Source organism: Pseudomonas sp. FME51 (assembly GCF_014897305.1).
Genome location: NZ_JABUYN010000016.1, coordinates 25,594 through 42,842, shown reverse-complemented (window position 1 = coordinate 42,842; position 17,249 = coordinate 25,594). Strand labels below are relative to the sequence as shown.

Genomic DNA, 17,249 nt, shown 5'->3' with positions numbered 1-17,249 from the left:
GCCCACACCATCGCCGCACTCACCGTTGACGATAGCGACTCATATAATGACTGCAGATCAGGCGTTACCTATTCCACCATACAAGGCCGATGGCCAGCGGGTCGTTGCCGAACTGAATGCCCAATTCGGGGCCGAGAGCTTTACTGCTCAACCCACACTCACCGGCATGCCGGTGATCTGGATTGCACGCGAGCAACTGCTGGCCGTGCTGCGCTTTTTGCGCCAACTGCCGCAGCCCTACGTCATGCTGTACGACCTGCATGGCGTGGATGAACGTTTGCGCACACACCGCCAGGGCTTGCCGCCTGATGCGGACTTCACCATCTTCTACCACCTCATGTCGCTGGAACGTAACAGTGACGTGATGATCAAGGTCGCGCTCAAGGAAAATGATCTCAATGTGCCCACGGTCGCGAGCGTCTGGCCAAATGCCGACTGGTACGAGCGCGAAGTCTGGGACATGTATGGCATCCACTTCGAGGGTCACCCGCGCCTGACCCGCTTACTGATGCCGGCGACCTGGGAAGGCCACCCGCTGCGCAAGGACTATCCGGCACGCGCCACCGAGTTCGATCCCTATACGCTCACCGCCGCCCGCCAGGACGCCGAACAGGAAGCGCTGCGTTTCAAACCGGAAGACTGGGGCATGAAGCGTGGTGGCGAGCATGAGGATTTCATGTTCCTCAACCTCGGCCCGAACCACCCTTCGGCGCACGGTGCCTTCCGTATCATTCTGCAGCTCGATGGTGAAGAGATCGTCGATTGCGTCCCGGATATCGGTTACCACCACCGTGGCGCGGAAAAAATGGCCGAGCGCCAGAGCTGGCACAGCTTCATCCCCTATACCGACCGTATCGACTACCTCGGTGGGGTAATGAATAACCTGCCCTATGTACTGGCGGTAGAAAAACTCGCCGGCATCACCGTGCCGCAGCGAGTGGATGTCATCCGCATCATGATGGCCGAGTTCTTCCGCATCCAGAACCACCTGCTGTATCTGGGTACCTATATCCAGGACGTCGGTGCCATGACCCCGGTGTTTTTCACCTTTACCGACCGTCAGCGTGCCTATGAAGTGATCGAGGCCATCACCGGCTTCCGCATGCACCCGGCCTGGTACCGCATCGGCGGTGTCGCCCATGACCTGCCCCGTGGCTGGGACAAGCTGGTACGCAAGTTCCTCGACTGGATGCCCAAGCGCCTGAGTGAATATGAAAAGGCGGCTCTGAAAAACAGCATCCTGATCGGCCGCACCAGGGGGGTTGCCGACTACAACACCAAGGAAGCGCTGGAATGGGGTGTGACCGGCGCCGGTCTGCGCGCCACCGGTTGTGATTTTGATATCCGCAAAGCGCGCCCCTACTCCGGCTACGAGAACTTCGAGTTCGAAGTGCCGCTAGCGGTCAATGGTGATGCCTACGACCGCTGCATGGTCAAGATGGGCGAGATGCGCGAGAGTCTGAAGATCATCGAGCAGTGTTTGAACAACATGCCCGAAGGCCCGTACAAGGCGGATCACCCACTGACCACGCCACCGCCCAAAGAGCGCGCACTGGAGCATATCGAAACGCTGATCACGCACTTCCTGCAGGTGTCCTGGGGGCCCGTGATGCCGGCGAACGAGTCGTTCCAGATGATCGAGGCGACCAAGGGTATCAACAGCTACTACCTGACCAGTGACGGCAGCACCATGAGCTACCGCACGCGTATCCGCACGCCCAGCTTCCCGCATTTGCAGCAGATCCCCTCGGTGATCCGCGGCAGCATGGTGTCGGATCTGATTGCGTATCTGGGTAGTATCGACTTCGTTATGGCTGACGTGGACCGCTGATTATGACTACGTTGATTCAGACTGATCGTTTCGTTCTTGATGAAGCCGAACGTGCGGCCATCGAACAGGAAATGCACCACTACGAGGATCCGCGTGCGGCCTCCATCGAGGCGCTGAAGATCGTTCAGCAGGCCCGTGGCTGGGTGCCGGATGGCGCAGCCGATGCCATCGGCGCGATCCTGGGTATTCCCGCCAGCGATGTGGAAGGTGTCGCCACTTTCTATAGTCAGATCTTCCGTCAGCCGGTAGGTCGCCACATTATCCGCGTGTGCGACAGCATGACCTGCTATATCGGTGGACACGAAAGCGTGCTCGACAGCATCAAGAATGAAATCGGTATCGTCCCCGGCCAGACCACCGCCGATAACCGCTTCACGCTCATTCCCGTGTGCTGCCTGGGTAACTGCGACAAGGCGCCGGCGTTAATGATCGATGATGACACCTATGGCGGTGTCAGCGCCGACGGCGTGGCTGCACTGTTGGAGGGCTACCAATGAAAAAATTATCATCCTTCGGCCCGGCCAACCTTATTGAGCGGTCGGAAGAAACCCACCCGTTGACCTGGCGCCTGCGCGACGACGGCCAACCAGTGTGGCTGGAAGAGTACCAACAGAAGAACGGTTACACGGCTGCACGCAAGGCACTACTGGACATGGCCCAGGCTGATATTGTCAGCACCGTCAAGGATTCCGGCCTCAAGGGCCGTGGCGGCGCGGGTTTCCCCACTGGGGTGAAGTGGAGCCTGATGCCGGCGGATGAGTCGCAGAACATTCGCTATCTGCTGTGCAACGCCGACGAGATGGAGCCCAACACCTGGAAGGACCGGCTGCTCATGGAGCAACTGCCGCACCTGCTGATTGAAGGCATGCTGATCTCGGCGCGGGCGCTCAAGGCCTATCGCGGCTATATCTTCCTGCGTGGCGAATACGTCGATGCGGCCCGCAACCTCAAACAAGCAGTCGAAGAAGCCAAGGCAGCTGGTCTGCTGGGCAAGAACATCATGGGTTCCGGCTTCAACTTCGAGCTGATCGTGCATACCGGTGCCGGGCGTTATATCTGCGGTGAAGAAACCGCACTGATCAACTCGCTGGAAGGGCGCCGGGCCAACCCCAGGGCCAAGCCGCCTTTCCCCGCCGCTGTAGGTGTGTGGGGCAAGCCGACCTGCGTGAACAACGTGGAAACCCTATGTAACGTACCAGCTATCGTCGGCAATGGTGTGGAGTGGTATACCGCGCTGGCCCGCCCCGAAAGCGGCGACCATGGCACCAAGATGATGGGCTTCTCCGGCAAGGTGAATAACCCCGGTATCTGGGAACTGCCTTTTGGCATCAGCGCTCGTGAGCTGTTCGAGGATTATGCCGGCGGCATGCGCGACGGCTATACCCTTAAATGCTGGCAGCCCGGCGGCGCCGGTACCGGCTTCCTGCTGCCCGAGCACCTGGAAGCGCCGATGTTCTCCGGCGGCATTGCCAAGTACGGCACCCGCATGGGTACCGGCTTGGCGCTGGCCGTAGACAACACGGTGAGCATGGTCTCGCTGCTGCGCAATATGGAAGAGTTCTTCGCCCGGGAATCCTGCGGCTGGTGTACACCCTGCCGCGATGGCTTGCCCTGGAGCGTGAAGACGCTGCGTGCCCTGGAGCACGGCCAGGGCAATCCCGAGGACATGGAGATTCTCGCCAGACTGGTGGACTTCCTCGGGCCGGGCAAGACCTTCTGTGCCCACGCACCAGGCGCGGTTGAACCCCTGGGCAGCGCGATCAAGTACTTCCGCGAAGAGTTTGAAGCCGGGATAGATCGCTCAGCCGAAGTTCGAGCGACAACCGAGTTTGTGAAGGCATAAAGAATTCCATTATCAGCACCCGGTATCGGGTAAGAAGAAAGTAGAACCATGGCCACTATCCATGTAGACGGTAAAGACTACGAAGTCGATGGAGCGGACAACCTGCTGCAGGCCTGTCTGTCCCTGGGCCTCGATGTCCCCTACTTCTGCTGGCACCCTGCGCTGGGCAGCGTAGGTGCCTGCCGCCAGTGCGCGGTCAAGCAGTACAGCGATGAGAACGACACCCGCGGTCGGCTGGTCATGTCGTGCATGACGCCGGCGACCGACAACAGCTGGATCTCCATCGACGATGAAGAAGCCAAGGCGTTTCGTGCCAGCGTGATCGAGTGGTTGATGATCAACCACCCGCATGACTGCCCGGTGTGCGAAGAAGGCGGACACTGTCACCTGCAGGACATGACAGTGATGACCGGCCACAACCAGCGCCGTTATCGCTTCAACAAGCGCACCCACGTGAATCAGGAACTCGGCCCGTTCATCGCCCACGAAATGAACCGCTGCATCGCCTGCTACCGCTGCGTCCGCTACTACAAGGACTACGCCGGCGGTACCGACCTGGGTGTGTTCGGTGCCAACGATCAGGTGTATTTCGGCCGTGTCGAGGATGGCACGCTGGAAAGCGAGTTCTCCGGCAACCTCACCGAGGTCTGCCCCACCGGTGTGTTCACTGACAAGACCCATTCCGAGCGGTACAACCGCAAGTGGGACATGCAGTTCGCGCCGAGCGTCTGCCACGGCTGCGCTTCGGGCTGCAACATCAGTCCCGGCGAGCGTTACGGCGAGATTCGCCGCATCGAGAACCGCTACAACGGCTCGGTTAACCACTACTTCCTGTGCGACCGCGGCCGCTTCGGCTATGGCTACGTGAACCGCGACGACCGTCCGCGCCAGCCCATTGTGCAGCGTTCCAAACTGCGCATGGGTATTGATGCAGCACTGGATCAGACCGCCGGCCTGCTCAATCGCCAGCGTATCCTCGGCATCGGCTCGCCCCGCGCCAGCCTGGAGAGCAACTTCGCCTTGCGCGAGCTGGTCGGAGCAGAGGACTTCTACTCCGGCATAGGCCGGGATGAACTGGACAATATCCAAGCCATCCGCAACCTGCTGCAGCACGGCCCGCTGCCAACCGCGACCATTCGCGACATGGAAAGCCATGACGCGGTGTTCGTACTCGGTGAGGACCTCACCCAGACCGCGGCGCGTATCGCGCTTGCCCTGCGTCAGACCGCCAAGGGCAAGGCCGCCGAGATTGCGGAAGCTGCCGGCATTCAGAGCTGGCACCAGGCCGCGGTAGAGAATATCGCCCAGGGTGCCAAGCATCCGGTATTCATCGCCAGTGTCACGGCTACCCGACTGGACGGTATCGCCGCCGAATCCGTTCAGGCCGCCCCGGACGATCTGGCACGCCTCGGCTTTGCTGTCGCCCATGCCATCGACCCGAGCGCTCCGGCGGTCAGTGGGCTGGAAGCAGATGCACTGGCGCTGGCACAACGTATAGCCGACGCCCTGCTTGCCGCCAGACGTCCGCTACTGGTGTCCGGCGCATCCCTGGGCAACGCGGCCATCATCGATGCGGCTGCCAACATCACCCAGGCGCTGAAAAACCGTGAAAAGAACGCCTCAATCAGCATGGTGGTGCCGGAAGCCAACAGCATGGGCATGGCCCTGCTACTGGCCGAGGACGACGCGGACAAGTCGGTCGAAGCGGCCCTCGCAGCTCTCACGGCCGGGCAGTATGACGCGCTCGTGGTGCTGGAAAACGATCTCTATCGCCGTACCGACAAGGCGGTAGTCGACGCTGCCCTGGTCGCTGCCAAGGTGGTGGTCGTGGTCGATCACCAGCAGACCGCTACCGCCGACAAGGCCCATATCCTGCTGCCGGCTTCGAGCTTCGCCGAAGGCGATGGCACCCTGGTCAGCATGGAAGGCCGCGCCCAGCGCTTCTTCCAGGTGTTCGAGCCCAGCTATTACAACCCGGACGTGCTGATCCGTGAAGGCTGGCGCTGGTTGCACGCGCTGCGCCACACGCTGCTCGGCAAGCCGGTTGCCTGGACCAACCTGGATCAGGTGACTGAAGCCTGCGCTGCAGTGCATCCGCGCCTGGCGGCTATCACCGCAGCGGCCCCCGATGCCAGCTTCCGCATCAAGGGCCAGAAACTGGCCCGCGCGCCCCACCGTTACAGCGGCCGTACCGCGATGCGCGCCAATCTGAGTGTGCACGAGCCGCGCCAGCCACAGGATCCGGACAGCCCCTTCGCCTTCTCCATGGAGGGTTATTCGGGCAGCCAGGAAGACCGTCAGCAGATCGCCTTTGCCTGGTCACCGGGCTGGAACTCGCCACAGGCCTGGAACAAATATCAGGATGAGGTCGGCGGTCATCTGCGCAGTGGCGATCCGGGTATACGTCTGCTCGACGGTGCGCGTATGGATCTGCCCTGGGCTCAGGCACCGGGCGCGTTCGCTCCGGCCGCCGGTACCTGGCAGGTTGTGCCGCTACATCATCTGTTTGGCAGCGAAGAAAACAGCAGCCGAGCCGAGCCGATCCAGCAGCGCATACCGCAAGCCTACGTTGCGCTGACCGACACGGAAGCGACGCGTCTGGGTGTAACCGAAGGCGCCCTGCTTTCTATCACCCTGGGTAACCAGCAACTGCAACTGCAACTGCCGCTGCGCATCAGCGCCGAACTGCCACTGGGCGTTGTCGGAATGCCCATCGGCCTGCCGGGCATTCCGCCACTGAGCGCAGCCAGCGTGGTGACAGCCTTGAGTGAGGTGGCGCAATGAGCTGGTTTACCCCTGAGGTGATGATCATCCTGATCGCCGTGATCAAGGCCATCGTCATTCTGCTGGCAGTGGTGGTCGCCGGCGCTTTCCTGAGTTTTGTCGAGCGCCGGCTGCTGGCCCTGTGGCAGGATCGCTACGGCCCCAACCGGGTTGGCCCCTTTGGCCTGTTTCAGATCGTCGCGGACATGATCAAGATGTTCTTCAAGGAGGACTGGACGCCACCCTTTGCCGACAAGCTGATCTTTACCCTGGCACCCGTGGTGGCGATGAGCTCGCTGCTGGTGGCCTTTATCGTGGTGCCTATCACCCCGACCTGGGGCGTGGCGGATCTGAATATCGGCTTGCTGTTCTTCTTTGCCATGGCCGGGCTTACCGTCTATGCAGTGCTGTTCGCCGGCTGGGCCAGTAACAACAAGTTCGCCTTGCTCGGCGGCCTGCGCGCCGCGGCCCAGACCCTGTCCTATGAAGTCTTCCTCGGCCTGTCGCTGATGGGCGTGGTAGCGCAGACCGGCTCGTTCAATATGCGCGATATCGTTGGCTATCAGGCCGATAACCTGTGGTTCATCATTCCGCAGTTCTTTGGCTTCCTGACCTTCTTCATTGCTGGCGTTGCGGTGACCCACCGTCATCCCTTCGACCAGCCGGAAGCGGAGCAGGAACTGGCCGACGGTTATCACGTGGAATACGCCGGGATGAAATGGGGCATGTTCTTCGTCGGTGAGTACATCGGTATCGTACTGGTATCGGCGTTGCTGGCCACGCTGTTCTTCGGCGGCTGGCACGGGCCGTTCGATCTGCTGCCACAACTGCCCTTCCTGTGGTTTGCGCTGAAGACCGCTTTCTTCATCATGATCTTCATCCTGCTGCGCGCCTCGCTGCCGAGGCCGCGCTACGACCAGATGATGGCATTCGGCTGGAAGGTCTGCTTGCCATTGACCCTGATCAACCTGCTGGTGACCGGCGCATTTGTGCTGGCCGCAGCCTGAGGAGAAAGCCATGATCAAATCAATTATTCATGTCGTACATGGCACCTACACCCAGCTACGCAGCCTGGTGATGATCTTCGGCCATGCGTTCCGCAAACGGGACACCCTGCAATACCCCGAGGAGCCGGTGTACCTGCCGCCCCGCTATCGTGGCCGCATCGTACTGACCCGAGACCCGGACGGTGAAGAGCGCTGCGTTGCCTGCAACCTCTGTGCTGCCGCCTGCCCGGTCGGCTGCATCTCCCTGCAGAAGGCCGAGACCGAGGACGGACGCTGGTATCCGGAGTTCTTCCGCATCAACTTCTCGCGCTGCATCTTCTGTGGTCTGTGTGAGGAAGCCTGCCCGACCACGGCAATCCAGTTGACCCCGGATTTCGAGTTGGCCGAATACAAGCGCCAGGATCTGGTGTACGAAAAGGAAGACCTGATGATTGCCGGTACCGGCAAGAACCCCGACTACAACTTCTACCGCGTGTCCGGCCTGTCGATTGCCGGCAAACCCAAGGGTGCCGCGCAGAACGAGGCCGAGCCGGTCAACGTCAAGGGGTTGCTGCCATGATTGTCGTGAGGAATATCTGATGGAATTTGCCTTTTATTTCTCCGCCGGGGTGGCCGTTGCGGCCACACTGATGGTGATTACCAATACCCGCGCAGTGCATGCCCTGCTGTACCTGGTCACTTCGCTGCTGGCGGTGTCCATGTGCTTCTTCGCCCTCGGTGCGCCCTTTGCCGGGGTGCTGGAGATCATCGTCTACGCCGGCGCCATCATGGTGCTGTTCGTGTTCGTGGTGATGATGCTCAACCTGGGCAGTGGCAGCGAGAATCAGGAGCGCCGGTGGTTGAGTCCGCGTGGCTGGATAGGCCCGGCGATCCTCTCCGGGCTGTTGTTGGCACAGTTGCTCTATGTCCTGTTCAGTGAGCCCACATCCGCGGTCATTACCGGTGAAGTGGTGGATGCCAAGGCAGTCGGTTTCGCCCTGTTCGGCCCTTACATTCTAGCCGTCGAACTGGCAGCGATGATGCTGCTCGGCGCCATGGTCACGGCCTTCCACATCGGTCGTCACGAAGCCAAGGAGATTTCATGAGCGGCATACCCATGGAGCACGGGCTGGCGTTGGCCGCCGTGCTGTTCAGCCTCGGCCTGGCCGGGCTGATGATCCGTCGCAACATCCTGTACGTGCTGATGAGTCTGGAGATCATGATGAACGCAGCTGCGCTGGCCTTCGTCGTTGCCGGAGCCCGCTGGGGCCAGGCCGACGGTCAGGTGATGTTCATTCTGGTGATCACCCTAGCAGCTGCCGAGGCCAGTATTGGTCTGGCCATTCTGCTGCAACTGTATCGCCGCTTCGGAACCCTGGATATTGATGCTGCCAGCGAGATGCGCGGATGAACATGCTATTTCTAACCCTGTTATTTCCGCTGATCGGCTTTGTGCTGCTGGCCTTCTCCCGCGGGCGCTGGTCAGAGAGTACCTCGGCTCTGGTCGGCGTCGGCTCGGTCGGCCTGTCGGCGCTGGTCACGGCCTGGATCATCTTCCAGTTCAGCACCGGCGCGCTGCAGGACGGCGCCTACATTCAACTGCTCTGGCAATGGATGGCGGTGGGCAACTTCACCCCCAGCCTGACCCTGTATCTGGACGGCCTGTCGCTGACCATGCTCGGCGTGGTCACGGGTGTGGGTTTTCTGATCCACCTGTTTGCCAGCTGGTACATGCGCGGCGAAGACGGCTACTCCCGCTTTTTTGCCTACACCAACCTGTTTATCGCCAGCATGCTGTGTCTGATCCTGGCCGATGATCTGCTGTTCCTCTACCTCGGTTGGGAAGGCGTTGGCGTCTGCAGTTACCTGCTGATCGGCTTCTACTACCACGAGCGCAAGAACGGCAATGCCGCGCTCAAGGCCTTCCTGGTTACCCGGGTTGGTGACGTACTGATGGCCTTCGGTCTGTTCATCCTGTTCGTGCAGCTGGGTACCCTGAATATTCAGGAGCTGCTGGTACAGGCACCGTTGATGTTTGCCGCGGGGGATTTCTGGATCACTTTGGCAACCCTGTCGCTGCTGGGTGGCGCTGTGGGTAAATCCGCCCAGCTGCCCCTGCAGACCTGGTTGGCTGACGCCATGGCCGGCCCCACGCCGGTGTCAGCACTGATCCACGCGGCGACCATGGTCACCGCGGGTGTCTACCTGATCGCCCGCACCCACGGCCTGTTCCTGTTGACCCCGGATGTGCTGTATCTGGTGGGCGTGGTGGGCGGTACCACTCTGGTACTGGCCGGCTTTGCCGCAGTGGTGCAGACCGACATCAAGCGCATCCTCGCCTACTCGACCATGAGCCAGCTCGGCTACATGTTCCTGGCGCTGGGTGTAGGTGCCTGGGAAGCAGCGATCTTCCATCTGATGACCCACGCTTTCTTCAAGGCGTTGCTGTTCCTGGCCTCGGGCTCGGTGATCCATGCCTGCCACCACGAACAGAACATCTTCCGGATGGGTGGCCTGTGGAAGAAACTGCCCGTGGCCTACGCCAGCTTTATCGTCGGCGGTGCCGCGCTGGCTGCTCTGCCGCTGCTGACGGCCGGCTTTTACTCCAAGGATGAGATTCTCTGGGAGGCCTTTGCCAGCGGCAACAGCGCATTGCTGTACGCCGGTCTGCTGGGTGCCTTCCTGACATCGATCTATACCTTCCGACTGATCTTTGTGGTGTTCCATGGCAAACAGCAGGCCGAAGCCCATGCCAGCAAGGGTCTGGCTCATAACCTGCCGCTGATTGTGCTGATCATACTATCGACCTTCATCGGTGCCTGGATCACACCTCCGCTGGCCGGCGTGCTACCGCAGAGTGTGGGGCATGCTGGCGGTGAAGGCCGCATCGGGCTGGAAATACTCTCGGGCGTTATCGCCGTGGCTGGCATCCTGCTGGCCGCCTGGCTGTACCTGGGCCAGCGCAAGGTAGTCCAGGCCATCGGCAGCAGCGCGCCGGGCCGCTTCTTGACCGCTTGGTGGTTCGCCGCATGGGGCTTCGACTGGTTGTACGACAAGGTGTTTGTGCAGCCCTACCTGTGGCTGACCCGGACGCTGCGCCGCGACCCGCTGGACCGGACCATTGGCATTGTGCCGGTGCTGGCCCGGGCCGGTAATACGCTGCTCAGCCGCACACAGAACGGCCAGACCCGCTGGTATGCCGCCACTATTGCCGCCGGTGCCGTGCTGGTGATCGGCATCCTGATGCTGCAGGTGGTCTGATAATGAATTTACGCAAGGAAATGATCCCGTCATGATTCTGCCCTGGCTGGTACTGATACCTTTTATCGGCGGCCTGTTGTGCTGGCAAGCTGAACGCTTCAGCAGATCCCTGCCCCGCTGGTTGGCCCTCGCGACCATGGGGCTGGTGCTGGGACTGAGCCTCTGGCTCTGGATCAGTAAGGATTACTCGCTGTCCGCCGTCACCAATGGCGTTCCGGTGTGGACGCTGGAATTCAAGCACGTCTGGATCGAGCGCTTCGGCATCAACCTGCACCTGGCGCTGGATGGCCTGTCACTGCTCATGCTGATCCTCACCGGGATTCTCGGGGTGCTATCGGTACTCTGTTCCTGGAGCGAGATCCAGCACCGGATCGGCTTCTTCCACCTCAACCTGATGTGGATTCTGGGTGGTGTGGCCGGTGTATTCCTGGCCATGGATCTGTTCCTGTTCTTCTTCTTCTGGGAAATGATGCTGGTGCCGATGTACTTCCTCATCGCGCTCTGGGGTCACAGCGGCGAAGGCAAGAAGACACGGATCAACGCGGCAACCAAATTCTTCATCTTCACCCAGGCCAGCGGCCTGATCATGCTGGTGGCCATCCTCGGCCTGGTGCTGTTCAACTTCAGCCAGACCGGGGTGCTGACCTTTGCCTATGACCAATTGCTCGGTATCGAGATGCCGGCGGGTGTCGAGTACATCCTGATGCTGGGCTTCTTCATTGCTTTTGCCGTGAAGTTTCCGATCGTGCCGCTGCATTCCTGGTTACCGGATGCCCACGCCCAGGCACCGACGGCAGGCTCGGTGGATCTGGCGGGTATTCTGCTGAAAACCGCTGCCTACGGCATGCTGCGCTTTGCGCTGCCGCTGTTCCCCAATGCCTCGATGGAGTTCGCGCCGATTGCCATGACCCTGGGCCTGGTCGGCATCTTCTATGGCGCCATCCTTTCCTTTGCCCAGACCGATATCAAACGGCTGGTGGCCTATTCCAGTATTTCGCACATGGGCTTCGTGCTGATCGGCATCTATGCCAGCACCCAGCTGGCATTGCAGGGCGCGGTGATACAGATGGTTGCCCACGGGCTGTCGGCCGCCGCACTGTTTATCCTGTGCGGTCAGCTGTATGAGCGCATCCATACCCGTGACATGCGCGAGATGGGTGGACTCTGGGCACGGATTCCCTACCTGCCGGCGCTGAGCATGTTCTTTGCCATTGCCTCCCTGGGTATCCCGGGTACCGGCAACTTCGTCGGCGAGTTCCTGATCCTGTTCGGCAGCTTCGCCAACAATCCCTGGGTGGTGGTGATCGCTACCTTCGGTCTGGTACTGGCCTCGGCCTACTCGCTGATCATGATCCACCGCGCCTACTTCGGAGCCTCGCGCTCCGGAGATGCCCTGCGTGGGCTCAATGGCCGGGAGCTGGCCATGGTGCTGTCGCTGGTCGCCCTGTTGGTCATTATCGGATTGTATCCGCAACCGCTGCTGGATACCTCGGCGTCGAGCATGAGCGGTGTTCAACACTGGCTCAGCGATGCCCTCTCCAACCTTGTTCCGGCCCGGTAGCAGTCAGATGGAAAACGACATCATGCAATTTACCCCGTCCCACTTCATCGCCTTGCTGCCACTGCTGATCGTATGCGTGACAGCGGTGGTGGTCATGCTCGCCATCGCCTGGCGGCGCAGGCACGATCTCACGTTCATTCTCTCGGCTGCCGGCCTCAACCTGGCCCTGCTGTCACTGATTCCGGCGCTGCAGGTCGTGCCGCTGGAAGTGACCGGTCTGATACAGGTGGACCGTTTCGCGCTGCTCTACATGGGCGTCATCCTGATCGCCACGCTGGCATGCACCACACTGGTGCATGCCTATCTGGGCAAGACCAACACCGGTGAGGGTTTTCCCGGCAACCGCGAGGAGATGTATCTGCTGATGCTGCTGGCTGCGGCCGGTGGTCTGGTGATGGTCGGTGCCTCGCACCTGGCCACCTTGTTCATCGGCCTGGAGCTGCTCTCGGTCCCGGTCTACGGCATGGTTGCCTATGCCTTCTTCAACAAGCGCTCGCTGGAAGCCGGCATCAAGTACATGGTGCTGTCCGCCGCCGGCTCTGCGTTTCTGTTGTTCGGCATGGCGCTGGCCTATGCCGAGTCCGGCAGTCTGGCGTTTTCTGCACTGGGGGCAGCGGGGCTGACTCCCCTGCTGCAGATCGGCTTCGGCATGATGCTGATCGGCTTGGCCTTCAAGCTGTCGCTGGCCCCCTTCCACCTGTGGACGCCCGACGTCTACGAAGGTGCTCCGGCACCGGTGGCCGCTTTCCTCGCCACCGCTGCCAAGGTCGCCGTGTTCGCCGTGCTGCTGCGCCTGTATCAGGTTTCCCCGGCTACCGACGGCGGCTGGCTCAATGACCTGCTGGCCGCTATCGCCATCGCGTCCATTCTGCTCGGCAACCTGCTGGCGCTGCTGCAGAGCAACCTGAAACGCCTGCTGGGCTACTCCTCGATTGCCCATTTCGGCTACCTGGTGATTGCCCTGATTGCCAGTAGCGGCCTTGCCGTTGAGGCCATCGGTGTCTATCTGGTGACCTACGTGTTGACGACCCTGGGCGCCTTCGGCGTGGTGACGCTGATGTCCACCCCGTTCAAGGGCCGCGACGCCGATGCGCTCTACCAGTACCGTGGCCTGTTCTGGCGCCGGCCATACCTGACCGCTGTGCTGGCGGTAATGATGCTGTCGCTGGCCGGTATCCCACTGACTGCGGGCTTCATCGGCAAGTTCTATATCATTGCCGCAGGCGTGGAATCACAGTTGTGGTGGCTGCTGGGTGCCTTGATCCTGGGCAGCGCCATCGGCCTGTATTACTATCTGCGGGTCATGGTCACCATGTTCCTCGTCGAGCCGGGTATCCGCCGCCGTGACGCACCCATGAACTGGGGCCAACACGCCGGCGGCATCATGCTGCTGCTGATTGCCCTGCTGGTATTCGTGCTGGGGGTGTACCCACAGCCGCTGCTGGAATTGGTCCAGCATGCCACACTGGTGGCGCTTTGATTGAACAAAGCCCCGGTTCGCTGGAACTTTGTTTATCTGCCATGTCGATTTTAATTGCGGCACGGACAATACTGGGTGCATTCCCTGCTTCAGCAGGTGAATACCTGAACGCTCTACAGTCTCAAAAGGATATCCACCATGAAACGCATTCCCCTGATCATTGCTACCAGCCTCATCGCTCTTGCTGGCAGCGCCCATGGCAGTAGTTTCATCGGCACCACCGACGCCATCGCCGGATCGCTGATCAATACCATTGACGCGACCAGTGATGCCACTTCCGGTAACAACAAGGTCGTGCTGGAAGCCCGTGAAGACGCAGCCAGTTTTGTCGGCAGTGACGGCCAGCTGCGCAGCGTTCGTCTCGAAGCCGCCTTGGTTCACATTCGCCAGTCCGCCCCGGATCTGGAAGCCACCGATATGCAGTTGGCTGAGGCGATTCTGGCACTGTGAGGTGTTTTTGTGTCAGTGGCGAGCTGACCGCTGAGACGGCCGATCAGTGAGGCTAGAATGCGGTCCGCCATAGGGCGTTTTTTTCTTGTCAGCTTGCTGGTAAGCAGTCCCCTCGCCCAGGCAGGGTTGCAGCTGGTGCTGGACCAGCGCCAGCTCACCCCATCCGAAATGCAGGCCAGTCAGACATTGCTTGCCGATGCCACGACGCTGCTGCCACCCTTGCTGGTCGAGCAGCTGGACCGACAGGTGCCCGTGCGCTGGAGCGAGCGGCTACCCGAGGAGGTCTTCGGCCGCGCCACACCCAGCGGCACGCTGGAACTCAATCGGCGCTGGCTGGCAGATCTCTCCGCTGGGGGTGAAGGTGCTTTTCCCGAGGGGCGCCAGCACGGCAACCTGCGTCAGGAATTACTTGCCACACTTATCCACGAGCTGGCTCATCTGTATGACCAGGGGCGTTATTGGCGTGCTGAACAGCAGACCTTGTTGCGCCAATGCCGCGCTCGCTATCGCACCCAGGGCAAGGCCGGGCTGCCGGCAGAATGCAGAGGCCAGACCGAGCGTCGCTTTACCCTCAGCGATGACCCACGCTTTCTCGATCTGGCCGGCTGGCCACAGCAAGCGGGACGCCGTGGCGCCCGCGAGCGGGCGAATCGCCAGTCTTACCGCAGTCCGGATCAGTACGAGCTGTACAGTCCTGCGGAGTATCTGGCAGTCAATCTCGAATACTTTCTGCTTGATCCGCAATATCCCTGCCGCCGTCCGGCGCTGCACGCCTATCTGAAAGATCATTTCGATTGGGCACCACCAGCGTCGAATTGCCCCGCTGAGATACCCTATCTGTACGCCGGTCTGGATACAGAACGCTCTGCCCTTGGCTGGCTTGATCCTGAACGAGTCTACGCGGTGCATTATCTGTTGGCAGAGCCTAATGACCAGTGGGTGAGTCGGTGGGGCCACAGCATGCTACGCCTGGTGATATGCGCTCCCGGGCGAACGCCCGGCCCCGACTGTCTGCTGGATCTGGATCACCATCTGGTGCTGTCCTTTCGCGCTTTTGTCGATGATCTGCAGCTGTCCAGCCTGGATGGGCTGATCGGCAATTACCCTTCCCGGCTGTTCATGCTGCCGCTGCAGAAGGTGGTAGACGAGTACACCCAGCTCGAACTGCGTGACCTCAGCTCGGTGCCGTTGCGCATGGATGAGCAGGCTCGTCGCCGACTCGTTGAACAGGCCGCGACTCTGCACTGGAGTTACGATGGCACCTACTATTTCATCACCAATAACTGCGCCGTCGAAACGCTGAAGCTGCTGCGCAGCGGCAGCGCACTGACCTCGCTGCATGATCTGGACAGTCTGACGCCCACCGGTCTGCTCGAGCTGCTGCACGCCCGCGGCGTGGCGGATCTGGAGCCTCTGCAAAATCGCGAGACCGCCTTGCGCCGGGGCTATTATTTCGACTCTTACCGGGAACGCTACGGTCACATGTTCGAGGTGCTTCGCAGCCAGCTGCGCATACCTTTTGACCGCCTGGAGGACTGGTTTGCCAGCCCTGCCCACGATCGCGAAGCCTGGTTTACAGGCGCGGGCACCCGCTCGTCTGCCGCCCTTCTGGTGCTGGAGCAAGCCATCCAGCGCAGACATGTGCTGGAGATACAGCAGGATCTCAAACAGCGATTCCTGGCGGCCGATGCCCCACAAGAGCTGACCGAGGCTGCCCAGATTATGCAGGGGCTGCTGAGCGGCAGCAGTTTCCTGAGTCGGCCCGGCGAACTGCTGAGTGAAGGCTATGGACTGCCGCAACCGGAGGAGTCGGAACGTTTCCTGCAGCTTGCCGCTGATAAGCAGCAGGCACTGCTGACGACGGCTGATGATCTGGAACAGCGTCTGCTGTCGCTGATGAACGCGCAACAGCGTCTACAGCTGGATGCCACCGGGGCCAACATCGATCTGCTGGTAAAACAGCTGCGGCGGCTGCACAGCCAGTCCGGCGGCATTCAACTACCCTGAGCTTCATTTACCCTCAAGTGAGACACACCATGGAACTCAAATCCGATCACTTCTATCCGGAATATCCGGCTCATCTGAGCCCGGTAATGTCCCTGGCGCCTGAGCTTGCGGTGTCGGGACTATATCCGGAGCTCGTTCTCGGGTGGGTGTGTTCCCCGGCGCTTCCTGGGGAACATCGTCCGGCCCCGGCGGCTCGGTTGGAGAGCGCTCTGGAGGCGTTCCCGGATTCGGACCCTGACCGGGACGCTGCCCTGGCACCGGCTCATGCCCCGGTTGTTGCGGCCCTTGCGGACGATCAAGTGGATCAATACTCATCACTAACCTCCTGACGAACTCTGAGTGGCTCTCTTATTGGAGGCGACACCGCCACGATCGTTCAGACTTCAGCTGGATCCGTCCCCAGCAGAAAGTTCTTGTTACACCGATACGATCTGTGTAACATTCTGAATCTCTTGGAGTTATGGTCGGATTTACATCCACCACGCCCGCTCGCTACCGAGCACGGCAAGGCTTTGTCAGAACTCCAAGTGCCAGCCAGCCCGGATGGCGAAACTGGTAGACGCAAGGGACTTAAAATCCCTCGATGGCAACATCGTGCCGGTTCGATTCCGGCTCCGGGCACCAACAATATCAAGCACTTAGGTACAACAATACTTACCCTGTCGGTCCGCAAAACTGTGTTCGGTCCGCAATTCGAGCTCGCAACCTTCCCGTAATCGCTCAATCCAGACCCTCTGCCTATCCGGGCAACGCTGCATCCCCAACAGCCGATTTACAGCAACAAGTCTTCCTCACTCACTCCCTCGCTCTCATCTATTCAGTCGGCTTACCACCCTCTTGCGACGCCCACAGCAACTGGAATTCAAGCTCTTGCGTATTCCCGCTACGCTCGTGCTCAACATTGAATACTGCGCTGGCCGGAATACGCAGCCGCTCACCGGCTACTTGGATGTTAAAAGCTTGTTCTGACTCTATAGCGTCAGCCAGTCGACGCAGCTTGGCAACGAACTGAGGTCGGCTATAGGTCTTGGTGAGATCACGGTCTGACATGAAAAGCTCCTTAGTAC

At 60.7% G+C, this 17,249-nt stretch carries 15 protein-coding genes and 1 tRNA gene; 14 read left to right on the top strand and 2 right to left on the bottom strand.

From position 1 onward, the window contains the following. Window positions 1-46: 46 nt before the first annotated feature. The 13 genes from nuoC (at window position 47) to INT39_RS20270 (ending at window position 16,182) form a co-directional block, all read left to right on the top strand. Window positions 47-1,831, top strand: a complete 1,785-nt coding sequence (nuoC, locus tag INT39_RS20330; protein WP_193075792.1) for an NADH-quinone oxidoreductase subunit C/D — start codon at window positions 47-49, stop codon at window positions 1,829-1,831. Between the two features lie 2 nt (window positions 1,832-1,833). Beyond that, window positions 1,834-2,328 (top strand): NADH-quinone oxidoreductase subunit NuoE, encoded by a 495-nt coding sequence (gene nuoE, locus INT39_RS20325; protein ID WP_413468954.1) that lies wholly within the window; start codon window positions 1,834-1,836, stop codon window positions 2,326-2,328. Then, the gene (nuoF, locus tag INT39_RS20320; protein ID WP_193075791.1) at window positions 2,325-3,674 is read left to right on the top strand and encodes an NADH-quinone oxidoreductase subunit NuoF; all 1,350 of its coding nucleotides are present in this window, start codon (window positions 2,325-2,327) and stop codon (window positions 3,672-3,674) included. The genes nuoE and nuoF overlap by 4 nt, the downstream gene beginning before the upstream one ends. 48 nt (window positions 3,675-3,722) lie before the next feature. Next, a complete protein-coding gene (nuoG, locus tag INT39_RS20315; RefSeq protein ID WP_193075790.1) occupies window positions 3,723-6,458 on the top strand; it encodes an NADH-quinone oxidoreductase subunit NuoG in 2,736 nt (911 codons plus the stop codon). Continuing rightward, window positions 6,455-7,444 carry an NADH-quinone oxidoreductase subunit NuoH gene (gene nuoH / locus INT39_RS20310; protein WP_193075789.1) on the top strand — a complete coding sequence of 330 codons (990 nt, stop codon included), beginning with the start codon at window positions 6,455-6,457 and terminating at the stop codon, window positions 7,442-7,444. Before nuoG ends, nuoH begins: the two co-directional genes overlap by 4 nt. Window positions 7,445-7,454: 10 nt before the next feature. After that, window positions 7,455-8,003 carry an NADH-quinone oxidoreductase subunit NuoI gene (gene nuoI / locus INT39_RS20305; RefSeq protein ID WP_193075788.1) on the top strand — a complete coding sequence of 183 codons (549 nt, stop codon included), beginning with the start codon at window positions 7,455-7,457 and terminating at the stop codon, window positions 8,001-8,003. Between the two features lie 19 nt (window positions 8,004-8,022). Further along, a complete protein-coding gene (gene nuoJ / locus INT39_RS20300; protein ID WP_193075787.1) occupies window positions 8,023-8,529 on the top strand; it encodes an NADH-quinone oxidoreductase subunit J in 507 nt (168 codons plus the stop codon). Continuing rightward, window positions 8,526-8,834, top strand: coding sequence for an NADH-quinone oxidoreductase subunit NuoK (gene nuoK, locus INT39_RS20295; protein ID WP_193075786.1), 309 nt, complete (start codon window positions 8,526-8,528; stop codon window positions 8,832-8,834). Before nuoJ ends, nuoK begins: the two co-directional genes overlap by 4 nt. Further along, complete coding sequence (nuoL, locus tag INT39_RS20290; protein WP_193075785.1) at window positions 8,831-10,684, top strand: NADH-quinone oxidoreductase subunit L; 1,854 nt, start codon at window positions 8,831-8,833, stop codon at window positions 10,682-10,684. Before nuoK ends, nuoL begins: the two co-directional genes overlap by 4 nt. Before the next feature lie 31 nt (window positions 10,685-10,715). Beyond that, window positions 10,716-12,245, top strand: a complete 1,530-nt coding sequence (gene nuoM / locus INT39_RS20285) for an NADH-quinone oxidoreductase subunit M (protein WP_193075784.1) — start codon at window positions 10,716-10,718, stop codon at window positions 12,243-12,245. A gap of 22 nt (window positions 12,246-12,267) precedes the next feature. Next, complete coding sequence (gene nuoN, locus INT39_RS20280) at window positions 12,268-13,725, top strand: NADH-quinone oxidoreductase subunit NuoN (RefSeq protein WP_193075783.1); 1,458 nt, start codon at window positions 12,268-12,270, stop codon at window positions 13,723-13,725. Window positions 13,726-13,863: 138 nt separating this feature from the next. Continuing rightward, window positions 13,864-14,175 (top strand): DUF2388 domain-containing protein, encoded by a 312-nt coding sequence (locus INT39_RS20275; protein WP_193075782.1) that lies wholly within the window; start codon window positions 13,864-13,866, stop codon window positions 14,173-14,175. A gap of 57 nt (window positions 14,176-14,232) precedes the next feature. Beyond that, window positions 14,233-16,182 (top strand): DUF4105 domain-containing protein, encoded by a 1,950-nt coding sequence (locus INT39_RS20270; protein WP_193075781.1) that lies wholly within the window; start codon window positions 14,233-14,235, stop codon window positions 16,180-16,182. A gap of 36 nt (window positions 16,183-16,218) precedes the next feature. Here the strand turns inward: INT39_RS20270 and INT39_RS20265 are convergent, their stop codons facing one another. Beyond that, window positions 16,219-16,497, bottom strand: coding sequence for a hypothetical protein (locus tag INT39_RS20265; RefSeq protein WP_193075780.1), 279 nt, complete (start codon window positions 16,495-16,497; stop codon window positions 16,219-16,221). A gap of 222 nt (window positions 16,498-16,719) precedes the next feature. Here INT39_RS20265 and INT39_RS20260 point away from each other — a divergent pair. Further along, window positions 16,720-16,806: transfer RNA gene (locus INT39_RS20260), tRNA-Leu, on the top strand. Window positions 16,807-16,995: 189 nt separating this feature from the next. Here INT39_RS20260 and INT39_RS20255 read toward each other — a convergent pair. Further along, window positions 16,996-17,232 carry an amphi-Trp domain-containing protein gene (locus INT39_RS20255; protein WP_193075779.1) on the bottom strand — a complete coding sequence of 79 codons (237 nt, stop codon included), beginning with the start codon at window positions 17,230-17,232 and terminating at the stop codon, window positions 16,996-16,998. Window positions 17,233-17,249: the final 17 nt, after the last annotated feature.

Bases quoted from the DNA above. Each gene is read 5' to 3' on its own strand.
- INT39_RS20265 (WP_193075780.1), bottom strand. From the start codon at position 16,497: ATGAGTATTGATCCACTTGATCGTCCGCAAGGGCCGCAACAACCGGGG.
- nuoI (WP_193075788.1), top strand. From the start codon at position 7,455: ATGATCAAATCAATTATTCATGTCGTACATGGCACCTACACCCAGCTA.
- nuoL (WP_193075785.1), top strand. From the start codon at position 8,831: ATGAACATGCTATTTCTAACCCTGTTATTTCCGCTGATCGGCTTTGTG.
- nuoN (WP_193075783.1), top strand. From the start codon at position 12,268: ATGCAATTTACCCCGTCCCACTTCATCGCCTTGCTGCCACTGCTGATC.
- nuoM (WP_193075784.1), top strand. From the start codon at position 10,716: ATGATTCTGCCCTGGCTGGTACTGATACCTTTTATCGGCGGCCTGTTG.
- nuoF (WP_193075791.1), top strand. From the start codon at position 2,325: ATGAAAAAATTATCATCCTTCGGCCCGGCCAACCTTATTGAGCGGTCG.
- nuoG (WP_193075790.1), top strand. From the start codon at position 3,723: ATGGCCACTATCCATGTAGACGGTAAAGACTACGAAGTCGATGGAGCG.
- nuoK (WP_193075786.1), top strand. From the start codon at position 8,526: ATGAGCGGCATACCCATGGAGCACGGGCTGGCGTTGGCCGCCGTGCTG.
- nuoE (WP_413468954.1), top strand. From the start codon at position 1,834: ATGACTACGTTGATTCAGACTGATCGTTTCGTTCTTGATGAAGCCGAA.
- INT39_RS20255 (WP_193075779.1), bottom strand. From the start codon at position 17,232: ATGTCAGACCGTGATCTCACCAAGACCTATAGCCGACCTCAGTTCGTT.
- INT39_RS20275 (WP_193075782.1), top strand. From the start codon at position 13,864: ATGAAACGCATTCCCCTGATCATTGCTACCAGCCTCATCGCTCTTGCT.
- nuoJ (WP_193075787.1), top strand. From the start codon at position 8,023: ATGGAATTTGCCTTTTATTTCTCCGCCGGGGTGGCCGTTGCGGCCACA.
- nuoH (WP_193075789.1), top strand. From the start codon at position 6,455: ATGAGCTGGTTTACCCCTGAGGTGATGATCATCCTGATCGCCGTGATC.
- INT39_RS20270 (WP_193075781.1), top strand. From the start codon at position 14,233: ATGCGGTCCGCCATAGGGCGTTTTTTTCTTGTCAGCTTGCTGGTAAGC.
- nuoC (WP_193075792.1), top strand. From the start codon at position 47: ATGACTGCAGATCAGGCGTTACCTATTCCACCATACAAGGCCGATGGC.